Annotated in this window: 22 protein-coding genes; 14 read left to right on the plus strand and 8 right to left on the minus strand. The window is 38.6% G+C overall.

Annotated elements, in window-relative coordinates; genetic code table 11:
- The first annotated feature begins 221 nt into the window (after positions 1-221).
- Genes ACOZIR_RS13180 through ACOZIR_RS13205 form a run of 6 tightly spaced genes read left to right on the plus strand, consistent with a single transcriptional unit; the run spans position 222 to position 9,167 of the window.
- Positions 222-2,843 carry a putative amidoligase domain-containing protein gene (locus ACOZIR_RS13180; protein ID WP_421535632.1) on the plus strand — a complete coding sequence of 874 codons (2,622 nt, stop codon included), beginning with the start codon at positions 222-224 and terminating at the stop codon, positions 2,841-2,843.
- Positions 2,840-4,249, plus strand: coding sequence for a Mur ligase family protein (locus ACOZIR_RS13185; protein WP_421535633.1), 1,410 nt, complete (start codon positions 2,840-2,842; stop codon positions 4,247-4,249). Before ACOZIR_RS13180 ends, ACOZIR_RS13185 begins: the two co-directional genes overlap by 4 nt.
- 13 nt (positions 4,250-4,262) lie before the next feature.
- A complete protein-coding gene (gene aepX / locus ACOZIR_RS13190; protein WP_045291844.1) occupies positions 4,263-5,780 on the plus strand; it encodes a phosphoenolpyruvate mutase in 1,518 nt (505 codons plus the stop codon).
- Positions 5,773-6,903: a phosphonopyruvate decarboxylase gene (aepY, locus tag ACOZIR_RS13195; protein ID WP_328120419.1), complete on the plus strand. Its 1,131-nt coding sequence runs from the start codon at positions 5,773-5,775 to the stop codon at positions 6,901-6,903. Before aepX ends, aepY begins: the two co-directional genes overlap by 8 nt.
- Positions 6,896-8,737 carry a 2-aminoethylphosphonate aminotransferase gene (locus ACOZIR_RS13200; RefSeq protein WP_328120418.1) on the plus strand — a complete coding sequence of 614 codons (1,842 nt, stop codon included), beginning with the start codon at positions 6,896-6,898 and terminating at the stop codon, positions 8,735-8,737. Before aepY ends, ACOZIR_RS13200 begins: the two co-directional genes overlap by 8 nt.
- A gap of 7 nt (positions 8,738-8,744) precedes the next feature.
- A complete protein-coding gene (locus tag ACOZIR_RS13205; protein ID WP_045291841.1) occupies positions 8,745-9,167 on the plus strand; it encodes an NUDIX hydrolase in 423 nt (140 codons plus the stop codon).
- A gap of 109 nt (positions 9,168-9,276) precedes the next feature.
- On the opposite strand, the gene budA is transcribed toward ACOZIR_RS13205, so the two are convergent.
- The 6 genes from budA to ACOZIR_RS13235 form a co-directional block, all read right to left on the minus strand.
- Positions 9,277-9,990 (minus strand): acetolactate decarboxylase, encoded by a 714-nt coding sequence (budA, locus tag ACOZIR_RS13210; RefSeq protein ID WP_045291840.1) that lies wholly within the window; start codon positions 9,988-9,990, stop codon positions 9,277-9,279.
- A 16-nt stretch (positions 9,991-10,006) separates the two neighbouring features.
- Positions 10,007-11,686 (minus strand): acetolactate synthase AlsS, encoded by a 1,680-nt coding sequence (gene alsS, locus ACOZIR_RS13215; protein ID WP_080890166.1) that lies wholly within the window; start codon positions 11,684-11,686, stop codon positions 10,007-10,009.
- Positions 11,687-11,911: 225 nt separating this feature from the next.
- A complete protein-coding gene (locus ACOZIR_RS13220) occupies positions 11,912-12,076 on the minus strand; it encodes an aspartyl-phosphate phosphatase Spo0E family protein (protein WP_074679143.1) in 165 nt (54 codons plus the stop codon).
- Between the two features lie 857 nt (positions 12,077-12,933).
- On the minus strand, positions 12,934-13,131 hold the full coding sequence (locus ACOZIR_RS13225; RefSeq protein ID WP_013055498.1) for a YwbE family protein: 198 nt from the start codon (positions 13,129-13,131) through the stop codon (positions 12,934-12,936).
- Positions 13,131-13,310 (minus strand): hypothetical protein, encoded by a 180-nt coding sequence (locus ACOZIR_RS13230; protein WP_013055499.1) that lies wholly within the window; start codon positions 13,308-13,310, stop codon positions 13,131-13,133. Before ACOZIR_RS13230 ends, ACOZIR_RS13225 begins: the two co-directional genes overlap by 1 nt.
- An 84-nt stretch (positions 13,311-13,394) precedes the next feature.
- Complete coding sequence (locus tag ACOZIR_RS13235) at positions 13,395-13,763, minus strand: winged helix-turn-helix transcriptional regulator (protein ID WP_013055500.1); 369 nt, start codon at positions 13,761-13,763, stop codon at positions 13,395-13,397.
- Positions 13,764-14,092: 329 nt separating this feature from the next.
- On the opposite strand from ACOZIR_RS13235, the gene ACOZIR_RS13240 reads away from it, so the two are divergent.
- The 8 genes from ACOZIR_RS13240 (at position 14,093) to ACOZIR_RS13275 (ending at position 21,950) form a co-directional block, all read left to right on the plus strand.
- Positions 14,093-15,292 (plus strand): MFS transporter, encoded by a 1,200-nt coding sequence (locus ACOZIR_RS13240; RefSeq protein ID WP_045291838.1) that lies wholly within the window; start codon positions 14,093-14,095, stop codon positions 15,290-15,292.
- Between the two features lie 230 nt (positions 15,293-15,522).
- Positions 15,523-15,744, plus strand: coding sequence for a hypothetical protein (locus ACOZIR_RS13245; protein WP_328120417.1), 222 nt, complete (start codon positions 15,523-15,525; stop codon positions 15,742-15,744).
- Between the two features lie 108 nt (positions 15,745-15,852).
- A complete protein-coding gene (locus ACOZIR_RS13250) occupies positions 15,853-16,779 on the plus strand; it encodes an ACP S-malonyltransferase (RefSeq protein WP_114894232.1) in 927 nt (308 codons plus the stop codon).
- 37 nt (positions 16,780-16,816) lie between these two features.
- A complete protein-coding gene (mdcA, locus tag ACOZIR_RS13255; RefSeq protein ID WP_045291836.1) occupies positions 16,817-18,469 on the plus strand; it encodes a malonate decarboxylase subunit alpha in 1,653 nt (550 codons plus the stop codon).
- 5 nt (positions 18,470-18,474) lie between these two features.
- Entirely contained in the window at positions 18,475-19,341 is an 867-nt protein-coding gene (locus ACOZIR_RS13260; protein ID WP_328120416.1) for a triphosphoribosyl-dephospho-CoA synthase, read from the plus strand.
- Between the two features lie 23 nt (positions 19,342-19,364).
- Complete coding sequence (locus ACOZIR_RS13265) at positions 19,365-19,667, plus strand: malonate decarboxylase subunit delta (protein WP_328120415.1); 303 nt, start codon at positions 19,365-19,367, stop codon at positions 19,665-19,667.
- A complete protein-coding gene (gene mdcD / locus ACOZIR_RS13270) occupies positions 19,654-21,354 on the plus strand; it encodes a biotin-independent malonate decarboxylase subunit beta (protein WP_421535634.1) in 1,701 nt (566 codons plus the stop codon). The genes ACOZIR_RS13265 and mdcD overlap by 14 nt, the downstream gene beginning before the upstream one ends.
- Positions 21,342-21,950 carry a malonate decarboxylase holo-ACP synthase gene (locus tag ACOZIR_RS13275; RefSeq protein WP_045291831.1) on the plus strand — a complete coding sequence of 203 codons (609 nt, stop codon included), beginning with the start codon at positions 21,342-21,344 and terminating at the stop codon, positions 21,948-21,950. The genes mdcD and ACOZIR_RS13275 overlap by 13 nt, the downstream gene beginning before the upstream one ends.
- Before the next feature lie 40 nt (positions 21,951-21,990).
- On the opposite strand, the gene ACOZIR_RS13280 is transcribed toward ACOZIR_RS13275, so the two are convergent.
- Positions 21,991-22,929 carry a response regulator gene (locus ACOZIR_RS13280; RefSeq protein WP_045291830.1) on the minus strand — a complete coding sequence of 313 codons (939 nt, stop codon included), beginning with the start codon at positions 22,927-22,929 and terminating at the stop codon, positions 21,991-21,993.
- A 4-nt stretch (positions 22,930-22,933) separates the two neighbouring features.
- Positions 22,934-24,184 carry an ATP-binding protein gene (locus tag ACOZIR_RS13285; RefSeq protein ID WP_045291951.1) on the minus strand — a complete coding sequence of 417 codons (1,251 nt, stop codon included), beginning with the start codon at positions 24,182-24,184 and terminating at the stop codon, positions 22,934-22,936.
- Positions 24,185-24,192 lie beyond the last annotated feature (8 nt).

A 24,192-nucleotide genomic window follows, 5' to 3' on the forward strand; every position in this document is an offset into this window, starting at 1 on the left:
TTGAAATCTATTCTTTCTATAATAAATGCAGTGAAAATAAAATCGGTGAATTATTACGCGTGTTAAATAAATACATAAAAAGTTTTTAGAGACGGTGGAAATAAATAGATAAATGTACAGGAGTATTTTGTATAGTTACATACTATATGAGTAGCTGATTATTGTTATAGGGCATTAAAGTAGCAAAATACGATAGAAAGTTCTAATTAGGAGGCTTTAAAATGGATCCAATGAGAGAAGAGTTAGGGATATTATCTGATAAAGAAATGACGTTGCAAACTCTTAATCTGAATAATATACCGTCTGTTGAATTAGTTGACCCAAAAACCTGTTCATATCCAGTGATAGGGAGGAAATATGGTCACCATAGCGGAAGAGATATTGTTATCGTCAATACAAAGGACCAAGCAATATATGAAGGATATGATTATTTTACGAAAATATATGCAATAGACAAAGAATATTGTCTAGAAGTAGAAGGACTAAGCGTAAAAACAGTACAAGTAGTGACCAGTGAACATGTTGTATTTAATGAAATACCCATTCGAACGCAAGCCTTCGGTTGGAAATTAGAACAGATAAACAGCATGGATGTACCGGAAATGCTGATGAACGTAGCCATTCGAGCGCTCTACGTAACAGGAGCTAAAAGCGGCTTTGTTAAAATGGGTGTATTAGAAAATGGAGAGTGTATCGTCACAGATATTAACTCATCAGAAAGCGATTGGATAGAAAACCCGCTAAAGCCTGCTGTTCCTTTTAGCATGGGTGCTGATGTTGAGTTTATGTTAAGTTGCGATGGAGAGCTTCTACCAGCTTCTACTTTCTTTTCTGTTGAAGGTCCGGTAGGTTGTGATGAAAGGCAAATAGAGCAAGATAGCGGCGAGTATGCATTAGTAGAAGTTAGGCCTGAAAAAGCGAATTCATCAACAGAGCTATTTGAGAATATCCAAAAATTAATAGAAAAAGCATCTGCACAGGTACCATATAAAAACGTTCATTTTCGGGCAGGAAGCATGCCATTTTCAGGGTATCAATGTGGAGGGCATATCCATTTTGGCATCCCGCTTTCTTTATCTTTATTAAGAGCTCTTGACCACTACCTTGCTATTCCAGTAGCGCTGATAGAAGAATCTAAGACTGCTAAACTTAGAAGGAAAACTAACCATGGAGGTATTGGACGCTATCGTGAAAAACCGTATGGATTTGAGTATTTAACGTTAAGTTCTTGGATTATCGACCCTAGAATTACTCTCTCTACTTTAGCTCTTGCTCAGCTAGTTGCTACCCATCATCATGAATTAAAAAGCGAATTTTTATTTCATCCACTTACGCAGCGTGCCTACTATCAAGGGAATAAAATCTTTCTTAAGCGGATGTGGAAAGATATCAAGGCGAATCTTATGAAAACATCTAGCTATCCACACTATCAAAATGAACTATCTTTTCTATTTGAAATGATCGAAAAAGAAATTCCTTGTGATGAATCAAACGATATTCGAGGAAATTGGAATGTAAAGATTTCTGAAGAAATCTATGATCGCGGATATATTATCCAAATCCCCAAAAAGCTCCGTTTAAAATACGGCCTCACAGAGGGGCAGTCTACGATTGTTAGTGCAGGAAAGGCAATATCAACCGCAACTGTTCATTCTTATCCTTTTTCATTTCGCCATTCAAATATGGTTCAACTCTCTAAATCTCTCCGTCATAAACTATCTCTCCCAAAAGATTGGTGCCCCAAGCTATCAGCTTCAGAAGGCATCATAACTTTAGGTCCTATCATTGGCATTCTTGCTAATCGTCCTTTTGAAAGACAAACAACTTATTTCCACCATTTATGTCGCTTAGCAAATGAAAAGCGAATGCTTGTATATGTGTTTGAACCCGAAGATATTGATTGGGAGAAAAAACTGGTTAAAGGAACAACCATTAATGGTGAAGGGCTTTTTCCTTTTCCTGCTGTTATTTATGATCGTTATTTCATAGATGGTAGAAAAAATATTTTAATAGATGAAGTAAGAGCAAAACTTCAGGCGATTTATAAAATTCCTTTTATTAATTCTTCAAATTTGTTTCAGCTTACGGGAGATAAGTGGGCAACATATCAACTTCTTATGAAAGAATACGAAGAGTTTCTTCCGGAGTCACGTCTAGTAAAAAAACCTGCTGACATTGCAAAAATGCTTGATAGCTACGGAGAAGTTTATTTAAAACCGCTTGGCGGAGCCTTAAGTAAAGGAGTCATGCGCATCGTTCGCCGACCAACAGGTATCTTTTGGTTTGATCTTAATAAAAAAGAGCTTCATCAATTCAGTAATATGGAAGAACTATTTACTTTGCTCTCCCCTTTGATGAAAAACAATCCTTATCTTGTTCAAGAAGGAATTCGCAGAAAGCAGCATAAAGATAAAAATTTAGAAATACGGGTTTATATGCAAAAAAATGAAAAACAAATTTGGCTTCGAACGGGTATGGTTGCGCGCCTCACCGGTGAAGATGTGCTAACGGAAGATTCTGAAACGAATATGCGCCTCAGTAAAATATTGAATAGTTTATACCCTGATCCAACAGACAGAAGGTTCGTTATAAACCAATTAGCTAAAATATCTAAAAATATTGTTGCAACAGTAGAGGAGAAAGTGGGTCCTTTTGGAGAGCTGGCAGTAGATTTATGTATAGATCAGTACGGTTCCATAAAGTTACTCGAAATAAATGCAAAACCAGATAGTCTATTCTCACAAATTAGAGCCTATAAGCTTCGTACTTTGGCGGGGATTCGTCTACTCAATTATGCATCTTCACTGGCGGGTTACGAAGAAGAAAAGGAGGATTTAACATGAAGAACTTCACATTAAATGAAATCCTTAAACAAACGGGGGGAGACCTTTGTTATGGATCAGGAAATCCCGTTATTAAACATGCTATAAACTACGCTAAAAGAGATATAGAGGATCATACACTCATCTTTCATTTAGATAGAGAACCGATTAGAGGGAAGTATTGGAAAGAAAATCATTCAATTGTCGTTATAACAGACCAACCCGAGCTGTGCACGAACTTAGAGGAAAATATTATTCTTGTTAAAACAGCTCAATTAGAAGATGCTTATTGGAAATTTATTGAATACTACCGAGGGCTCTTTGATCTTCCTGTTATTGGTGTTACAGGAACTTGTGGGAAAACGACCACGAAAGAGATGATCCGACAAATATTAATTGAAGATTATAAAGTGAAAGCTACGTGGATGAGTATGAATTCTATGTCTGTAAATCTACGTTATTTAACAGGTATTGATGATACGACGGAGGTAGCTGTTTTTGAGATGCCGGTCGCTTATCCAGGTTATCTAAAAGTTGCGTGCCGCTACTTTCAGCCGCAAATACGAATTCTATTAAATATAGGCGTGCACCATCTCGCTGATTGTGAAACACCTGAAGAATATATGAAAGCAAAAGCTGAAATTGTCGAAGGCTTAGATCCAAATAGCGGCATTTTGATTTTAAACGCAGATGACGAAAATATTAAGAAAGTGGTTGATGTGAGTCCTTTTAAAGGCGTTGTATATGTAGGTAAAAATGATGGTTCCCAATTTCAAGCAAAGAATATTAAATATGCTAATGGAGGAATGGCCTTTACTTTAAAGCACAAAAACAAAGAGTACAATGCCTTTATCCCTGGATATGGTGAACATAATGTTTATAATGCACTTGCTGCCATTGCTGCTGTATTTTATGTAGGCGTTGATATTTCCGTTGCCATACAAAGACTTAGCTTATTTGAACAAGTAGAAGAACATTTGGAATTTAAAAGAGGAATGAATGAATGTACGGTAATTAATGATACATGGAACTCTTCACCTTTATCGATGGCTACAGCTCTTAAAGTTCTTGGTGATATGTCAAAAGAGAAACGATCTATCGCTTTATTAGGCTACATGCCTCAGCTGGGAGAAGGGCCTCATGCAATTAAACAATACGAAGAGATGGGAAAAAAAGCAGCGGAATCAAAAATTGACATTCTGGTTGTAGTAGGAGATGAGGCAAAAGCTATCGGAACAGGAGCTTTAAAATATGGAATGGATCCTAATAAAGTCTATTTCTGTAATACCGGCGACGAAGTATACGATGTTTTAGCTCCTTATTTAAATGAAAATACAATACTTCTATTAAAAGTAACGCATCGTGTTATGAAAAAACCTACTTTTAAACAATTAAGAAATAAACTCATTCCAGATAACGAAGAGTAAAAGGAGGATAGAAATGAAGAAGACTAAACAGCTAAGAGAGTTGATAGAAAGTAAACAGCTAGAGTTTATTATGGAAGCTCACAGTGCGCTATCTGCAAGGATTGTAGAAGAAGCCGGATTCAAAGGGATATGGGCCAGTGGCCTGTCCTTATCTGCAGCACTGGGTGTAAGAGATAATAACGAGGCTTCATGGACACAGGTATTAGACGTCTTAGAGTTTATGAGTGACGCAACATCCGTTCCAATTCTTCTTGATGGCGATACAGGCTATGGGAATTTTAATAATGCAAGAAGATTGGTTAAGAAATTGGAGCAGCGAGACATTCCAGGCGTGTGTATTGAAGATAAATTGTTTCCAAAAACAAACTCATTTATTAAAGGTGAAGCACAGCCGCTTGCAGATATTAATGAATTTTGCGGCAAAATTAAAGCAATGAAAGATAGTCAAAAAGATGAAGATTTTGTGGTGGTATCGCGCGTAGAAGCTTTTATTGCAGGGTGGGGGCTGAAAGAAGCTTTAAAGCGTGCAGAAGCTTATCGCCAAGCGGGAACCGACGCCGTTTTGATTCATAGTAAAAGGTCAGATATGACAGAGATCGAAGCTTTTATGAAAGAGTGGGGAAACAGACTTCCAGTTATTATTGTTCCAACCAAATACTATTCGGTTCCAACTGATAAATTTAGTGATTTAGGAATTAGCTTGAGCATTTGGGCTAACCATAACTTAAGATCTTCCATTACAGCTATGCAGAAAACGTCTGCTCAGATTTATTCCGATAAAAGTTTGATTAACGTAGAAAAAAATGTCTCTCCGCTTGAGGAAGTTTTTCGCCTTCAAAAAGCTGAAGAGCTCGATATGGCAGAGAAACTTTATTTAAGCTCTGCCAATCATAGCACGAACGCTATGATTTTGGTAAAAGAATCAGCAAATGACGCTTTAATAACTGAGCAGATAAATCAGTTAAAAAAAGTCGGCGTGACAAATAGTATAAAAGTAGATCGTAACAAAGCTATGGAAGACAAGGAGTTTCCTCATAAAGGAGAATTATATCATCTTTATGCTGCGAGGGATAAGCTAGGAACGGCTACTTTAATAAGCGATAGTAACATCGTGTATAAAACACATATTTTTGAGGAGTTAATTCATGAAAGTGGCGATATCACTATCGTAGCAGGAGCTGATTACGAGTTAAAAGGAAATCAAACATCTTATGTAACCGCTAAACTTCCCTATTCCAAACAGCTGTATTCCAAAACAGTAGACTTGATTCAAATGTCGTGCAATCCAAACTCTAAAAACATTCATGGTGAATTCATTGGTCTTTGGAAAGTTTCCGGAAAAGGCACTGAGATTGTAAAAAGAGCTTTAGAAGAACTGGCACAAAGAAAAGATTTCGCTCAGCTCACGTTCTCTGATTTCTTTAATTATATTAATCTAATTCATCCGGTTGCTGTTAAATATACGATGGGGTCATGGATAGATACGGAAACGTATACAAAGATTCAAAAAGATGGTGGGAAAAATGATTAGTACGTCCGTATTTGGAACTCAATTAAAAAAACTAGGTTTTCAATTTTATAGCGGGGTTCCTTGTTCCTATCTTAAACATCTTATTAACTACGCTATCAACGAATGTGAATATGTAGCAGCAGCAAACGAAGGAGAAGCGGTAGCGATTGCTGCTGGTGCATCAATCGCTGGTAACAAAGCGGTTGTTTTAATGCAGAACTCCGGATTAGCAAATGCTGTTTCCCCTTTAACCTCTCTTATTCATCCGTTTAAAATTCCTATTCTTGGATTTGTCAGTTTTCGCGGAGAACCTGGATTTCCGGATGAACCGCAGCATGAATTAATGGGAGAAATTACTCCTGCCCTGCTAAATACGATGAAAATAAAATGGGAATATTTATCTTCTGATTTTGCGGAAGTCAAAAAACAATTGCAGCGGGCTAATCAAGCTGTTGAAAATAATGAAAGCTACTTCTTTATTGTGAAAAAAGGAACGTTTGAGCCAGTTAAGCTTTTAGAAAAATCAATGAATAACGTTACTCCTAAAATGAAAAGTGAACAGATAACAACCGACGAGTTACCTTCAAGATATGAGGCATTACAAGTAGTTAATTCACTAAAAGACAATGATACCATTCAGGTGGCCGCTACAGGGAAAACTGGAAGAGAGCTTTACGAAATAGAAGACGCAAGAAATAATTTTTATATGGTTGGATCTATGGGGTGCGTTAGTTCCATTGGTTTGGGCTTAGCTTTAAGCAGAAATGAAAAGAACATCATTACGATTGATGGAGACGGAGCTTTGCTTATGCGCATGGGAAATCTAGCAACCAACGGCTACTATTGTCCGGCAAATTTATTACACATTCTTTTAGACAATCAAACCCATGATTCTACAGGGGGACAACATACGGTCTCTCATAACATTAATTTTGTAGATATTGCTTCTTCCTGTGGGTATCAAAATTCCATTCATGTTCATAACTTAAATGAGTTAGAGACGCATATAAAACAGTGGAAAAACGATAAAAAATTAACGTTTTTATATCTTAAAATAGCGAAAGGATCTAAAAAGAACCTGGGGCGTCCTGAAATGAAGCCTTATGAAGTCAGAGAAAGACTGCAGGTGTTTTTAGATGATTAAAACAGCTGTTATTCTAGCTGCAGGGATGGGGAGCAGGATTCGTAAAAGAGCTGGAAATCGCCCTAAAGGTTTTTTGATGATTGATGAAAAATCGATTATTGAACATTCCATTTCGAAGTTAATAGAAGCGGGAGTTGAGACGATTTTTATTGGAACAGGTTATATGAAAGAAGAATATGAAAAGTTAATGGTTAGATACCCTCAAATAAAATGTGTTTATAATTCTAGATACGAAACAACAGGAAGTCTGTTTACGCTGTATCAATTTAAAAATTATATTAAAGAAGATTTTTTACTATTGGAATCAGATGTAATTTATGAAAAGAGTGCATTGAAAACATTAGTAAACCATTCGAGATCAGATGTCATACTAGCGAGTAAATTGAACGGTGCTGGTGATGAAGTGTATATCGAAGCCGATGAAAATAATAGCCTTAAGAATATGTCAAAACAAAAAGAAGAGTTGAATAGTATCTATGCAGAACTAGTTGGTTTAACCAAACTCTCTTATGCTACATTTCAGAGACTTTGTGATGAAGCAAATACGCTATTTCAGTTTAATCAAACGATTGATTATGAATATGGCCTCGTTAAAATTTCTGAAAAAACAAATGTGTATATTCATAAACTGGACAATTTGGCATGGTGTGAAGTGGACGATGAAGATCACTGGGCAAGAGCAACTACTATTGTTTATCCGGTTATTAAAGCTCGAGAAGGTATTCCACACGCTGTTAAGAGAAATATACTTCTAAACCCGGGACCGGCAACTACCACAGACACCGTCAAATATGCTCAAATAGTGGAGGACATTTGCCCGAGAGAAAAAGAATTTGGGGAGACGATGGAATTTATCTCTGCTGAACTAACAAAATTTGTTGGGAATCCAGAGAAGTATACTACGGTATTATTCGGCGGATCTGGAACAGCGGCAGTGGAATCGATTTTAAGTTCAGTAATTGATAACGGTACTGTGGTTATTATCAATAACGGTCCATACGGTGAGAGAATGTGTAAAATCGCTGAGATTTATGGGCTGAATTATGCAGAATATAAAAGCTCCGCCGAGCAGGCTATTGATATGAACGACTTAGAAATTTTCATAAAAAAGATTTCAATGAACGTTTCTTATCTGGCACTTGTTCACTGTGAAACGTCAACAGGGCTTCTTAATGATATTGAACAAATTGGAGAATTTTGTGCAGTGAAAAATATCGAGATGATTGTGGATGCAATGAGTTCGTATGCAGCTGTTCCGATTGACATGAAAAAAATGAATATAAGCTATCTGGCCGCAAGTGCAAATAAGAACCTTCAAGGAATGGCAGGGGTGTCGTTTGTTATAGCAAATAAAGACCGGTTAGAAAAAACGGAGCAAATGAAGCCTCGTAACCTTTATCTTCATTTATATGATCAGTACCGCTATTTCCAAATGAATAAACAAATGCGTTTTACTCCTCCTGTTCAGACTATGTATGCCTTAAAGCAGGCAATTATAGAAACTCAGTGGGAAGGAATTGAGAAACGATATGAACGCTACTCAAAATCATGGACTACTTTAACTGATGGAATTACTCGGCTTGGGTTAACTTATTTGGTTCCGGAAACACATCATTCTAAAATTATTACTTCTATCATCGAGCCTTCCGATAAAAAATATAATTTTGATATTATGCATGATTTTTTTTATAAACAAGGATTTACCATTTATCCTGGTAAAGTTGATAAATTAGAAACGTTTCGAATAGCAAATATTGGTGATATCACATATAGAGATATAGAAAGATTTCTTCACCTTCTTGAACAATATCTTAAAGCTTTAAAAGGAGAGTGAGAAAGAGTTGAATCAAAAATTAGCTGTAGCAGTTATGGTAATCAATCAAGATCATCACGTACTTCTAGTCAAAAACTATAGACGGGGATGGGAATTTCCTGGAGGTTTTGTAGAAGCAGGTGAATCGATAAAAGAGGCGGGTATACGAGAAGTTAAAGAGGAATCTGGAATTGTTATTGAAGTGACCAACTTTCTTGGAGTAGAACAAGATGTTAAAAGGTCTACTACTGTTATTTTATTAAAAGGAAAAGCGATTAGCGGGGAAATTTCTGTCTCTAATGAAACGCAGGATGTGGGATATTTTACATTAGAAGAAGCAAAAAACATAATTAAATTAGATAACTTTAAGGATCGAATGGCTAGATGTCTAAAAGAGACTGAAATACCATTTTTCTATATTTTAAAAGACACGGGCTCCTTTTACTTATAGGCGGAAGGTTTCTGTGTTGTGCTAGAAAAGCAGCCTGAACTCGATTAAATAAAAAACTCTCATCGTCATGCGCAGCGATGAGAGTTTTTATCAGTAAAAGTATCGTTGTTTATTCAGCCGTCGCAATTTCTTCTTCTACATCATGGTCTTCTAAATTAGCATCTAAAAATTCACTTGTTTCCGATAAATTGAGATTTAATTTCGTTTTTTTGCAAATTTGAATGGTAACATCCTGAACTGAGACGTCTAAAACATGGCCCCCTTCGTTTTTATATTCATCAATAAAGTGCAGGTGGTAGCCGGGAACACCGATGCCTGAAGAATATTCTGGCGTGTAAAAACCTGCTAGTGTTCCATTTACATCTGAAGATGTAAATGTAGGCTGATCAGCCGCCGCATCTACCATAGAGGGGTAGGGTTTCTCTTGCTTTGCAACCGTGCGGGTTTTTACTTCTTTAAACTTCCCGTCAATGCGAACTGCATAGAATAGATTCGGGCTTGGAATAAGCTCGTTCATTAAGGTTTCTAGTTGTTCACGATTCATTTCCTTTTCTACACGGTAAGAGATATCTTCATAAAAGGTTGTCATAATGGCAAATGGTGTTTTTACATCTTCACTAATAGGTGCGGCTTTCCCATCAGCAATATGATAAAATTCTCCGTCAAAGGCAATCATTTCACCGTCCAATTGATTAAACGTACCGATGCCGAAATCACCTTTTTTAGCTAATTCCTTGTATGTGACAACACCGTCAAACACGCCGTCTAATAAAGCAATCATAGTGGAAGTTTGGTGAATCGTTAATTTTTCTTTATTGCTCATTCTTTACTCAGTCCTTTCAGTTAATTTGATCTGGCAGTAGGTGTGTATTTAATTTTTCATTATCTTTATAATCTACAGGAACATCAATGATAACGGGGCCTTGTTCGTGAAAAGCGTTTGCTAGAGTGTCCGAAAATTCTTCTGGAGAGTTAACTCTAAATCCTTTGGCACCAAAACTTTCAGCAAGTGTAACAAAGTCTACACTGCCAAACTCTACTGCAGATTTTCGGCCATATTTAATTTGCTGTTGAAAGCCAACCATATCGTAGGATTGGTCGTTCCAGATAATGTGAACAATCGGTAAGTTTAACCGAACGGCTGTCTCGAGTTCCATAGCTGAAAATAAAAAACCGCCGTCTCCAGACATGGACAGAACTTTTTTATGGGGGCGAACGAGCGCAGCTGAAATAGCCCAAGGTAAAGCAACACCTAGCGTCTGCATGCCATTGCTGAATAGTAAATGCTGAGGTTCATAGGAACGAAAATAACGAGCCATCCATATGTAATGCGAACCAACGTCACATGTGATGGTAGTATCATCTTCAACAAAGTCCTGCAGAGTTTCAATTAACTGTAGGGGATGAAGGTGAGTGTCATTAGAAAACTCGTACTGATCGTCAGGTTGTTCTAGTTTGCTTTTTAGCGTTTTTAAAAAAGAAGCACTTTCTTTTGAACGTATTAAATGTGGGAGTTTATCCGCTAGTATGTCAATTGTGCTTGGAATATCTCCTACTAACTCAATTTCTGGCTGGTAATGATGGTCAGCTTGTGCTTGTAAATCATCTAAATGAATAATACTTCTTTGACTTTCTGAGTTCCAGAGAGAAGGAGGGTATTCAACTGGGTCATATCCAATTGTTAAGACGACGTCAGCATGCTTTAATAAGACGTCTCCAGGCTGATTGCGAAAAAGACCTACTCGTCCAAAAAAATGAGTTTCAAGCTCTCGTGAAACAGCTCCCGCACCTTGGAACGTTTCTACAACAGGAAGGGCATGTTCTGCTACAAGCTGACGGATTGATTCCACTGCTTTAGATTTACTTGCTCTCATACCTAAAAGCAAAACAGGTAGCTTTGCTGTGCGAATAGTGTGTATAGCTTGGGCAACAGCGTCTAAATTAGCAGCGCCAATCCTAGGAGCTTTTAAAACCGGTAGAGTGGAAGCTGATGTTTCGCTATCCATTACATCCTGCGGCAAGCTGACAAAAGATGCTCCTGAAGGAGAAGAAACAGCTTCGCGAAAGGCGTCTGTTATCACTTCCGGAACGTTTGCAGCGTCTTCTACCTCAACGCTGAATTTGGCTATAGATTTAAATAGTCCTTCATTATCCATTGATTGATGCGTCTTTTTTAATCGATCTGCTCTTGGAACGGCTCCTGCTAGGGCTACCACTGGATCACCTTCAGAAGTAGCAGTGACAAGGCCAGTGGCTAAATTAGCAGCACCTGGACCTGATGTGACAAGGCAAACGCCCGGCGTACCTGTCAATCTTCCCATAGCAGCTGCCATAAACGCAGCATTTTGTTCATGGCGGCACACAATTACTTCTGGTCCTTTTTCTTTCAAAACATCAAATACGCCATCAATTTTGGCTCCTGGAATGCCAAATATATAAGGCACATTCTGACTTGCCAAACTTTCTACTAGTAAATCGGCGCCTTTTTTTGTGTCGGTAGTATCACCATTACTCATCATGCATTCTCTCCTTTATATTTCTTAGATAGGTTTTAAGGCCTACTGATTGAATACCCAATTTGTATGACAACTAACCAAAGGAAAGAGAAGGTTTTAATTTTCTAAATAAAAAACTTCCCTATTAATTAGGGAAGCAGAGATGTACCTATTTCGAATAAAACATATCTGTTTTATTTGTAGGTTTATGGTACTTGAGGGATAGCAAGTGAAAGTCCTACGCGGCTCTTATTTGGTATGGTTAAAAAGCTTTTGGTAACTAATAATTTTTTGATCTAGCTTTTGACTTAATTTTAAAATCTCACCGTGAGAATAGCTGCTTGTTTTCTTAGCTAATTGGTAAATATCTGATTGTAAGGCTCGAATTTCTTTTTCTAACTGAGGTTGCTTCATTTGAAATCCTCTCCAAGTCAGAATACTTCTATCTTTTATCTAATAGTATGAAATTCCTTCATATTTGTAAAATGTTTTTTGTTTTGAAAAATATGAAATAGGTGAAGAGCTGCTGCCAAGCTTTGTCGAACACTTTTTTTACCTGTTTTCAACTAATATGATATACTAAGGCTAGGAAAAATGATAATTCGGAGCGCACGTTCAGTTATTCTTAACAAGCGAATGAATTTTTAGCTTTGACAAGTTTAACTTGTAAGGTGAAGAAATTCATCACATAACCTTATTAGATCTGAACCTTGTTAGCCCGGATGAGGATTTGTCGAAAACGATTCACTAGAAAAAACCTTCGAGACCGCCAACTCGGAGGTTTTTTTATTTTTGTGTATGGGAAGTGAAAAAAAGACATAGACTAATAAAGAAAAAGGTCCCGCACCCATAATCGACCGTAGTTGATTACACCTTGTCCATTTCTGCAAGGAAGCGGTCTTTTTACTATAGGGAAGTGCCGCCAAACACCATTCCCTAAAGACAATCAGCACACGGGCCTTATGGATGAAGAACCTTTTAGACGATACTTATCGGTGATTACTTATTTTACTACTGGAAAAATAGCAAAATAAGAGCGACTATGGCTCCTAAAAGCTCTACGTAAGCCGTTAGGAGCTGAACATTCTCAGCATCTAGGAAAAATGACTTGAGGATTTGTCTCAGACTATCCACCACCTTTTTCTTCCTTGCGTGAATTCTCAAGGGAAAGAAAGGAGACGACAGTGCTTCTTTATTTTAACAAAAGTAGGAAATGATAAGTAGATTTATTTGAAGTGTAAATTAAAAAAGCATGTAGAATACATGCTTTTTTAATTTGGATAAATTTCTTTTATGCGTCCGACTTGTCCATCTGTTAAACGGACTTTGATGCCGTGTGGGTGAAAGCTTGAATTGGTCAGAATGTCTTTGACCGTTCCATGTGTAAGTTTCCCAGAACGCTGATCTGCTTTTAAAACAATGTCGACTTCAATTCCAGGGGCTACGTCTTTTCTATTTTGTCCGTTCATTATACACCTGTTCTCTTTCGCTGATTATTCGTTTTTTTTGTTTGTTGACTCGTCAGTTTTTTGGTTGCTTGATTCGTGCTGCTATTTTGAGCTTTACTTGAAGATTGATTTTTCTTATTAGCAAGCTGCTGTTTGATAGCATCTTGAAGACTAATTTTCTTTTTAAGTTGTTCTGTCATATGAGCTCCTCCTGAATACGTACATCGTCTGAAAAAACAAAGAAAGTAAGGCAATGAAAAAGCTGACTATCTAGTCAGCTTTTTTTAATTAGAAACAGTGACTTCTTCTACAGGCTGCATAAGTACAGCTTCTTTATCAGGATACGTTTTTTCAATATGATGTTCTCCCCAAGAGCATAATGAATCAAGAATGCTTTTTAAAGACCATCCGTAATCTGTTAAAGAATATTCTACTCGAGGCGGCATTTCATTGTACATTTTTCTAACAATGATGCCGTCTGCTTCAAGTTCGCGAAGCTGCTGCGTTAATACTTTTTGTGTAACGCGCGGCATAATCCTTTTTAATTCTCCAGGGCGCTTTGTCCCTTTAATTAAGTGGCAAAGAATAACGACTTTCCACTTGCCTCCAATGACTTCTAGTGCCGCTTCCACTGGAATATTATATTTTTTCACGTTAACAACTCTCCTTGTTCTAGAGATAACGGTTAAATGCATGGTTTCGCATTTTTTCTGATGTTTATCATACCACTATAGAGCAAAATTTTCTAGGTGTAAGCATTTTTTTAGAATACCCAATAGTTCATGACTTTAGTATTTACGCTTATTGTAACCTCCAGGTACCTATATCACTTGAAAGTGCGTACTTTTTCTTTGGTTTTACATCGCTCATAATAACAATTGTTGATGGCCGGTTAGCGAATATATGAAGGGTACCTGCGCTAATCAGCTGTAAGAGAAGCTATTATAGAAAAATTATTATAACGAACAGGAGGCGTTAAGAAGTGAATACACTTTCACAAACACAACAAAGTAAAAAAAGCGGTGCTTTGCCGCTATTAGCGCTAGCTATTAGCGCCTTTGGAATCGGGACAACTGAGTTTGTTCCAGTAGGTTTATTATCATCGCTTGCAGATGATTTAAATATTTCCATTACACTAGCAGGGTTATTAATTTCAGGATACGCAATGGGAGTTGCATTTGGAGCTCCCGTATTAACAGCTTTAACAAGTAAAATGAGCAGAAAATCATTGCTGATGCTATTAATGGTTATTTTTATCGTAGGAAACTCAGTAGCAGCTTTGTCAACAAGCTTTGGACTGCTGCTTATAGCACGAATTATCACTGCATTTTCACACGGTATTTTCTTTTCTATCGGTGCGACTATTGCTGCTGATTTGGTGCCGGAAGATAAGCGGGCAAGTGCCATTGCTTTAATGTTTACAGGTTTGACAGTAGCAACTGTTACTGGTGTTCCGCTTGGTACATTTATCGGACAAGCTTTCGGCTGGAGAGCAACATTTTGGGGAGTAGCGTTACTTGGAGTTATTGCCATTATTGCAAGTGCTCTTTTAGTGCCTAAAGACTTAAAAGAAGCGCCGCCGGCAAAATTTAGTGATCAATTGGAAATTTTGAAAAACGGGCCGCTTTTACTATCGTTTGCTATTACCGCCTTAGGATATGGCGGGACGTTTGTAGCTTATACGTATTTAGCACCTATTCTTGAAAAGCTAACAGGGTACGCACCAAGCGCGGTTAGTATCTTGCTACTGGTATATGGTGTAGCAGTAGCCATCGGAAATACGGTCGGAGGAAAAGCTGCGAATAAAAACCCGTTAAAAGCATTATTTTGGATGTTTTTAATTCAAGCAGTTATCTTAGTTATTTTATCGTTTACTGCATCGTTTAAAGTAGCGGGAACAATTACGATTTTTGCCATGGGCTTATTGGCATTTATGAACGTACCTGGACTGCAAGTGCTGGTCGTGAACTTAGCTGAAAAGTATGTCCCTTCAGCAGTGAACGTAGCCTCTGCGCTTAATATTGCTGCATTTAATGTTGGAATTGCTATTGGTTCTTTTGTAGGCGGCCTGATTGTTGATTCCATTGGTCTTGTTCATACTCCTTGGATTGGGGGAGTGATGGTTTTAGGAGCGGTCTTATTAACCGCATGGAGCCGCTCAATAGAAGCAAAAGCAAAATAAAACAAGAGATCATAGCCTTTTGCGATGATCTCTTAGCTATAAAAGGAGAAGAAGTGCTTCCGCGTTTGCCGTCTCATATGTAGCAAACAAAAAGAGGCTGGGACAAAAGTAGTTTAGTTAAAGGAAAATCCGAACGATGAATCGAGATTCTTAATGGAGAATCTAACTCGTTCGGATTTTTTTATGGGTAGGATGAACGTAGATTTTATGTATGTAGTTGCTTCTAGCGGTTGATTGGAGGACAAGACGAAGACTCCTGCGGGAAAAGCGGAATAGGTGAGACCCCGCAGGAGCTTAGCGACAGGCTCACCGGCCGCCCGCGGAAAGCAAAGTCTTGCATGGAAATCAACCGCGATGGAACAAGCGGGCCATATAAGCTCCTTTATCCAATTAGTTCATCTTTAGATTCCATTGATTCATTATGTCTCAATCTCTTTTTATATAGATTTTAAGTTATAGGATATATAAGAAATATGTATTAGAGTTATTGATCCTATGTTCTTTATAATAAAATTATCCATTATCTCCTTGGATGATATAAAGTCGAAAGGAGAAATACGATGAGTGTTGCATTTTTATTTCCAGGACAAGGCGCACAATATGCTGGTATGCTTCATGATATAAAAAATAAATGGGGATTAGCGACTACGTTTGAAGAAGCAAGTGAGGCTTTAAATCAAGACGTGTTATCGTTAGATTCGTCAGAAAAATTAAAATATAATAAAAACGTTCAAATATGTCTTTTTATTGCAGGGGTGGCTACGGCTAGGTCTTTTAAAAACAAAGGATACTCGCCAGACGTGGTAGGAGGGCATTCAATAGGGGCGTTTGGAGCAGCAGTTACATCTGAAGTGTTATCTTTTAAAGAAGCTCTTCTTCTTGTGAAAAAAAGAGGGGAACTGATGGAAAATGCTTATCCTGATGGTTATGGTATGGGGGTTGTAATGGGACTGCGCGAACATCAGCTTCTCTCTATTGTACATGAAATATCAACTGATGCAGCTCCTGTTTACGTAGCGAATCTAAATGCTCCTGATCAAATAACGATTTCTGGCACCTTAAAAGCAATTGAGAAAGTTCTTGAAAAAGCATCTAAAAAAGGGGCTAGAAAAACTAAAATGCTTCATGTAACGGTGCCTTCTCACTGTCCTCTTATGGAAGGAGTTTCGAGCGAATTACGAAAAATAATAACGGAAGTGAAAGGAAAAGCCCCGGTCGTTCCTTTTATAGGTAATTGTAAAGCTCGGAAATTATGGAAAGCTGCTGATATTAAGGAAGATCTGGCAGCGAGTGTTGCCCTGCCCGTTCGTTGGCATGATGCTACGGAAGTTATGTATGAAATGGGTACAAGATTATACATTGAAATGGCTCCCGGAAGAGTACTAACGGATTTGACTGCTAAGAGCTTTCCGGAAGCAAGGGCTATTTCTGCAGCCGAATCTACCATGAAATCTGTGTTAATTCTAATGGAAAAAGAAAAAATGTAAGCGCCTTAATTTAGGAATAGAAGAAAGGAGCTAGAACATGAGTGGCATAAAAAAAACTTCAAAATCATGGACAACTCGCCGAAATCAAAAAGCAGCCCGCCTTGCGAAAATAGACCATCTTCTTAAAGGAAAGTTATTGGTTAATGCACACATTATTGAAGCGTTAGAATTGCTTATATCACCCGGAGATAAAGTAGTGCTTGAAGGAGACAATCAAAAGCAAGCATCTTTTTTATCAAAGGCGCTGAATGAAGTAAGCGCTGATAAAATAAACGGCCTTCATATGATTATGTCTAGTATTTCACGGCCGGAACATCTCGACATATTCGAGAAAGGAATTGCTGAAAAAATTGATTTTTCGTACGCAGGTGCTCAAAGTCTTCGCGTATCTCAAATGATTGAAGATGGCACGTTGAAAATGGGGGAAATTCATACATATCTAGAGCTTTACGGACGTCTTTTCATTGATTTAATTCCCAATATTGCATTAGTGGCTGCCGATAAAGCGGATGCACAAGGTAACTTATATACAGGAGCAAATACGGAAGAAACGCCGACGATTATTGAGGCAACAGCGTTTAAAGACGGAATTGTCATTGTGCAGGTAAATGAACTTGTTGAAGAACTTCCGCGAGTTGATATTCCGGCTTCTTGGATTGATTGTGTCGTCGTGGCGGATCAGCCTTATCAATTGGAAGCTTTATTTACGCGAGATCCTCGTCATATTACAGAGCTCCAAATTTTAATGGCTATGATGACGATTCGAGGTATCTATGAGCGCCACAGCGTACAATCATTAAATCATGGCATTGGCTTTAATACAGCTGCAATTGAGCTTTTGCTGCCTACTTATGGAGAAAAGTTAGGACTGAAAGGAAAAATATGCAAGAACTGGGCTCTGAACCCTCACCCTACGTTAATTCCGGCGATTGAAAGCGGATGGATTGAGAGCGTACACTGCTTTGGCGGAGAAGTAGGAATGGAACAATACACAGCAGCGCGTCCAGATGTGTTTTTTACAGGACGCGACGGCAGTCTGCGTTCAAACCGTGCGATGTGTCAAGTGGCTGGTCAATATGCGGTAGATGCTTTTGTAGGATCCACTTTGCAAATAGATGGAGAAGGAAATTCTTCTACCGTCACATCCGGACGTTTGTCAGGATTTGGCGGAGCGCCTAACATAGGGCATGATCCTAGAGGCCGCCGACATTCTACGCCTGCTTGGTTGGATATGATAAACGAGCAGCACGAACTAGCAAGAGGCAGAAAGCTAGTTGTTCAAATGGTTGAAACCTTTCAATCGGGAAATGAGCCTGTTTTTGTTGAATCTTTGGATGCAATAAATGTAGCTAAACAGGCAAATTTAGCTACCGCTCCTGTTATGATTTACGGGGATGATGTGACACATGTCGTGACCGAAGAAGGAATTGCTTATTTATATAAAGCACAAAGCTTGGAAGAAAGAAAAGCAGCGCTTGAAGCCGTAGCAGGGGTAACGCCTATAGGGTTACGGCATAACCAAAATAAAGTAGAAAGAATGCGCAGAGATGGCCTAGTGGCTTTTCCGGAAGATTTACAGATTCGCCGTACGGAAGCAAAGCGTTCATTATTGGCGGCGAGAAGTGTAGAAGATTTAGTAGAATGGTCAGGTGGCTTGTACAATCCCCCTGCTAAATTTAGGAGCTGGTAAGGAATATGCGTATTCAGAGTATTCAAGAAGAGCCAAGACCAGCTGTGTTTTACTCATGTCTAATAGCTAAAATGGCAGTTACTGCTCTGGTTGATGAGGCGGTGCTTACACCTAAGCCTGGGCTTGTAGATGCAGTAACAACTGGATCTCATCAAGATATGGATATTGAAACGCTGTTAACTTCTGCTTATGCTTTACAACCGACCTTTTCACAGATTGCATTATATAGTCAAGGAAAGCAGCCAAGTCAGTTGCTAAGGGAAGAAATTGCTCGAATTGGACGCGAAGGCGAACAAATTATGTACGCGGCTACGGATGGTGTTAATACACACAAAGGAGCTATTTGGGCATTAGGTCTACTTGCTTCTGCAACAGCGGTTTGCGGCATTCAAGCATCACCTGCATCCATTACAGAAGCTGCAGGACAAATTGCTCGTTATGCAGATCGTTTTTGTCCTCTGCATTCATCTAATGGACTCCGTGTGAAAAAACAGTATGGCGCAAAAGGAGCAGCTGGAGAGGCGAAGCAAGGATTTCCACGCGTGATTCATATAGGCTTGCCTGCTTTACATAAGGCTCGCAAGCTAGGCATACATGAAACATCAGCGAGGATTGATACTTTAGTAACACTAATAGCCAATCTTGATGATACGTGTATTTTGCATCGTGCGGGTCCGGTTGTGTTAGAGGAGGTTAAAATGGCGGCATCCAATGTATTAGAAGTTGGAGGGGTATCTACATCAATAGGAAAACAGCGGCTAGAAGCGTTAGATACTATTCTTCTATCATCTAACGCTTCTCCAGGTGGAAGTGCAGATTTGCTGGCTGCTGTATTATTTTTAGATCGAATATCTCTTTTTAAAAAATCGTAAACGTCTGCAGGGAGGAGTGGCCAATGGAAACGTTAGTGTTTAAATACAAAGCCGATCGAAAGTTAACTCAGCGCGCACATGTAGGCGTTGTTGGTTCAGGGGATTTAGAAATTTTAATGGTTCCTTCTGATGAAGAACAGGCTCACGTATCAGTACGAACAGGAAGTGAAGGGTTTAGTGAAACCTGGAAAGCCGTATTAGACCGGTTCTTTAGTGATCATACGATTCAAGCGAAAATTGTAATTAATGATTTTGGTGCTACGCCTGGTGTAGTCGCTTTGCGTCTTGCACAAGCTTTGGAGGTGAGTGAAAATGGGAGTAAGTAATCAAAGCTTTATTGAGTTAAATGGAAGAGAACGAGCGCAGGCAATCTTAGATCAAGGTACATTCCGTGAGCTGCTCGGCCCTTTTGACGGGATCGAGTCGCCTCATTTACCTAAGCAAGATATTGTTCCTCAAAGCGATGACGGTGTCATCATAGCAGGTGGGCTCATAGCAGGGGAGCCAGCAGTTGTCATTTCAATAGAAGGAGGGTTTCAAGGAGGAGGCATCGGTGAAGTATCGGGAGCTAAAATTGCAGGAGCTTTAGAATTAGCCCTTAATAATCACAAAAAAGGTGTTCCTGTTAGACCTGTTTTTCTATTCGATACAGGAGGGGTAAGGCTGCAAGAAGCGAATTATGGACTTTTGTCCATATCTGAAATTGGCTCAGCTGTAGTTGCTCTGCGTGAGCATACGCCTGTTGTCGGCGTTATTTCAGGAAATGTAGGCTGCTTTGGAGGGATGTCTATCACTGCTTCACTCTTTAGTTATCTCATTATGACAAAAGAAGCAAGGTTTGGTCTTAACGGCCCCGAAGTGATTGAACAAGAAGCGGGAGTTGAAGAGTTTGATGCAAGAGACCGAAGCTTAATCTGGAAAACGATTGGCGGTATTCAACGCTATGAAACGGGGTTTGCAGATGCCTTAGCACAGGATGATGTTACTGCTATTCAACGGGCGGTTCAAGAGACGTTTCACAAAAAAGAAAAAGTAGCTAGTAAAACAGAACAAGTAGATTTTTACAGACATTTGCTTAGTAAGGTTGATCCTTCAGAAAAAATGGCTCCTGATCAATTTCAAGAATTGTATAAAGTAACAAAAAATGAACATATCCCTTTAACAGTCTCTTACTCGTTGAACGAAGTTCCAGGTAGCATGCCCAACAGCCGCGGTCGCGTGTGGATTAACGCTTTAATAAATGATGAAGAAGCAGATTTTGAAATTCCTTCCGTTCTTTATAAAGACGCACTACTAGGAAGAGAAAAGGTCCGATATATATCGGTTGTGCCTAATCCTTATAATCGTTTCTTACGTGCACGAAAAGGCGAAGTAGGACTAGATGAAGGATGGGCAATTGCCAAGCACGTTCGTGAAGTCATAAAAGAAGATCGAAATCAATCTCCGCGTCCTATAATTGCCATTGTGGATGTGCCGAGTCAAGCCTATGGATATCATGAAGAACTTCTAGGTATTCACTATGCTTGCGGTGCTGCGGCTGATGCTTATGCAGCAGCGCGCTTAGCAGGTCATCCGGTTATTACGTTAATTGTCGGAAAAGCAATTTCAGGAGCGTTTTTGGCTCATGGATACCAATCAAATCGGATATTGGCTTTGAAAGATGAAGGAGTGAATGTTCACGCCATGTCCAAACAGTCGGCTGCACGCATTACCAAAAGAAGCATCAAAGAACTTGAAGAAGCTTCAAAGAAAGTCCCTTCCATGGCCTATGATATTGAGTCATTTGCTTCACTTGGTGCTTTATATGAGCTGATTAGCGGTATTCAAGCAGAGCAGCCCACAGAGCGCGACGTTCAAACGATTCAAGATATTTTGACTGGAGCAGTAGAAGATGTACGCCGTGAAGGTGTATACGATTTAAGCAGCCGGCTGCACAGTGAGCAAGCAAGAAAAGCAGGGCGAAAAGCTTCTTTATTAGTAAGAGGTGAGTTGGAAAAACAATGGAATATATAGCTCATGATTTGCTTCAGTTAAAAGAGGAAGCAAAGCTTATCAGTTATACACCTATCCCCGAGTGGGTGGAGCATTCTTTAGCGAAAGCTCCGTTTGTAGTTGTAAGGCGTGCTGTTTACCGAGATAAACTGATACCTGTTGGAGTAAGAGGAGAACGAAGAAATCAGCGTTTTGGTGCTTTTTTATCTGAGGAGGCCATTAAACAAACAATTAGGCCGGAAAATCTCGTTTCACTTTTTCAAAACGGCCAGTCCAGAAACATGCCAGCTATACGCGCTTTAGAAGAGGTGGCTATTATTTTTGGGGAATTTGCGTGGGGACCAACCGGCAGTGTGGGGTTTGAGCTTGCAAGCGGTGAAGAAGTTGTCACGACAACCAGTGATTTAGATGTACTTATTCGCCTTTCTTCATATTTGTCGGTGAAACAAGCGGAAATGATAGTCAGTGAGCTAAAGAGGTGCTCAGTTTCTGTAGATGTACAGGTAGAAACAGAAAAAGGAGCCTTTTCTCTAACGGAATATGCAAAAGGCGAAGAGACGCTGCTTCTGCGTACTATATATGGGCCTGCCTTAGTGAAACTGAATCAATTAATATAAAAGACGGAAAGAGGGATCTGCACCTTTTCCGTCTTTTCTGTCAATACCAGCTTTTTTCCTGATTTAACAAACGCTTGGCTTCCAAAAAGAATATTTGAATAAACTTTTTGGTGTTAATGCGAATCGGCAAAATTTTAGAATCTCCTTGCAATTCTTTCATTTTTTTGCGAACGGCTGTAAAGTCAAAAAACTTAGAAGCGTAATTTTCAAACTTTGGATTTGAAAAATCTGTTAATCCAATAGAAGCAAAGTGATTCAGTGAGTGAGTAACTGCTCGTCTTATTCGCTGTTCACAAGCCTTGGTTTCACGATTAATTTCAATGGAAGACGCGTGAGCGCCCAATTTTTTCTCAGCGACATTCACAAAAATATTTTTTAGAGAAGGGAAATGTTTTTCCACACTTTCTCTTTGGTCATAAGTGTACAGAAACTGTAAAATATCCAGTAAATCTTTTGCACCATTTTCTCCTACAATACCTAATTCGGCTAATAAGAATTTCCCTACATCGTATAGATGAGCTTGTTTCGTTATCGGCTGACTTGAAGGGGAAGCGTGATGAGCTGTCGCTAAACTATTCAAGGAGGTTTTAATATCATCGATTGATTTCTCAAGAGAGATTCGTTCAATTACTTTTCGAATAACCGTTAAAATTTCAATTCGATTAATTGGTTTTGTAATATAGTATTCAATTCCTAATGAATAGGCTTCTCCTATCAATTCTTTGGACTCTACCTGTGAAATCATAATCATTTTTCCTTTAAATGAATCTTTTAAATGACGGATCGTTTCGATTCCGTCTCGTCCTGGCATAAGTAAATCAATAAATAAAATATCAATTTGCTTTAAATTTAACGTAGAGGCATCTAAAAAGCTTCCGTCTACGACTTCTTCTACAACTTCTCCTAAATCCTCATCTTCAATCAGCTGACTGAGCGTTGAACGAATGGCTGAATCATCATCTGTAATACAAAATCGCATAAACTCATCCTTTCTGAATTAGACTACAAAGAGGTATTTGAATGATAAAAATCATCCCGTTATCTCCATATTTAGCTTCAATCGTACCTCCAAGTTCTTGCACAATATCTCTTACGTAAGAAAGGCCAATTCCAGTAGAGGGGTTTCCAAATTGATCATATTTTGAGGTGAAGCCAGGTTCGAAAATAGCTTTTTCGTACTTCAAAGGCACGCCAGGACCATCATCTTGTACATGAAATTCTACATGTTCAGCTTGTCTATGTACGGATAAAACAATCATTCCCTCATTTTTAATCGCCTCCACTGCGTTTGCTACCAAATTATTAATGATCGATAAAATAGTGTAAACGTGGTAGCTGAAATGTTCCCCGGTGACAGAAGAAAAAAAGCTAATTTGTTTGTGAAGAGAATCGGCATATTTTTTGTTGATGCGTACGATCAGCTCGATTAATTCCTCTGTTTTCATATAATTTTGAAAGCTTTCATTTGAAATTGTTTTAGATAAGCCCGCAAAAATACGCTGATTGTCTTTTTTTACTTCGTGAATATCTCCTGCAATCCGAAGCGCTTTTTTGCTGAGCGATTGATTTAGCACAGAATGATCTTTTTCCTGCTGATTTAATACACGGTATAAATCGTACGAAGCTTTTGTAATCACTTCTGTATTATGAAGGGTCTTTTTTAAATGAACAGTTTCTTCATAAAGGCTTGTAATAAGCATTAGCATGTGCTCATTTTGTTTGCGAATTTGACGTTCTCGTGACTGTGATTCATAAATTGTCATCATATTAAAAAAGCTAAGCACAATGAAGCTGTGAGCAAAAGCAATAACGGCCATATCGGATAATGAATCAACATGAATGGTTGTGTGCAAAACGATATACTGCGCAGTTAGTTCGACTATATCAGCAGCTATTTCAATGATGAGTCCAATCAATCCAATCACAATAGCACTATAGTTCATGCGGCTTACTTTAAAAATAAAAAATAAAAGTGCATACGTAAAGTAAAAGAAAAACGTAGGGTAATGCGTATGTGCAGAAGCCGCAAATTGAAAATGATCGAGAGTGATATAATCGAGCATGATGCGAAAGAGAACGACGCTTAAAGCAGTTAACAAGCCGCCGGATAAAACGGTTTTTCGTTTTAAAAGCAATAGGAAAAAGAAAAATGTAGGAGCTCCAAATGTAATTCGAAATGTTTCATTTAACGGATAAAATTTTAGCTCTCCTGCCAGCGGAACAGTAATGAGCATGAGCAATA

Source organism: Priestia sp. D3YE.R1 (assembly GCF_049199565.1).
GTDB classification, from domain to species: Bacteria; Bacillota; Bacilli; order Bacillales; family Bacillaceae_H; genus Priestia; species Priestia aryabhattai.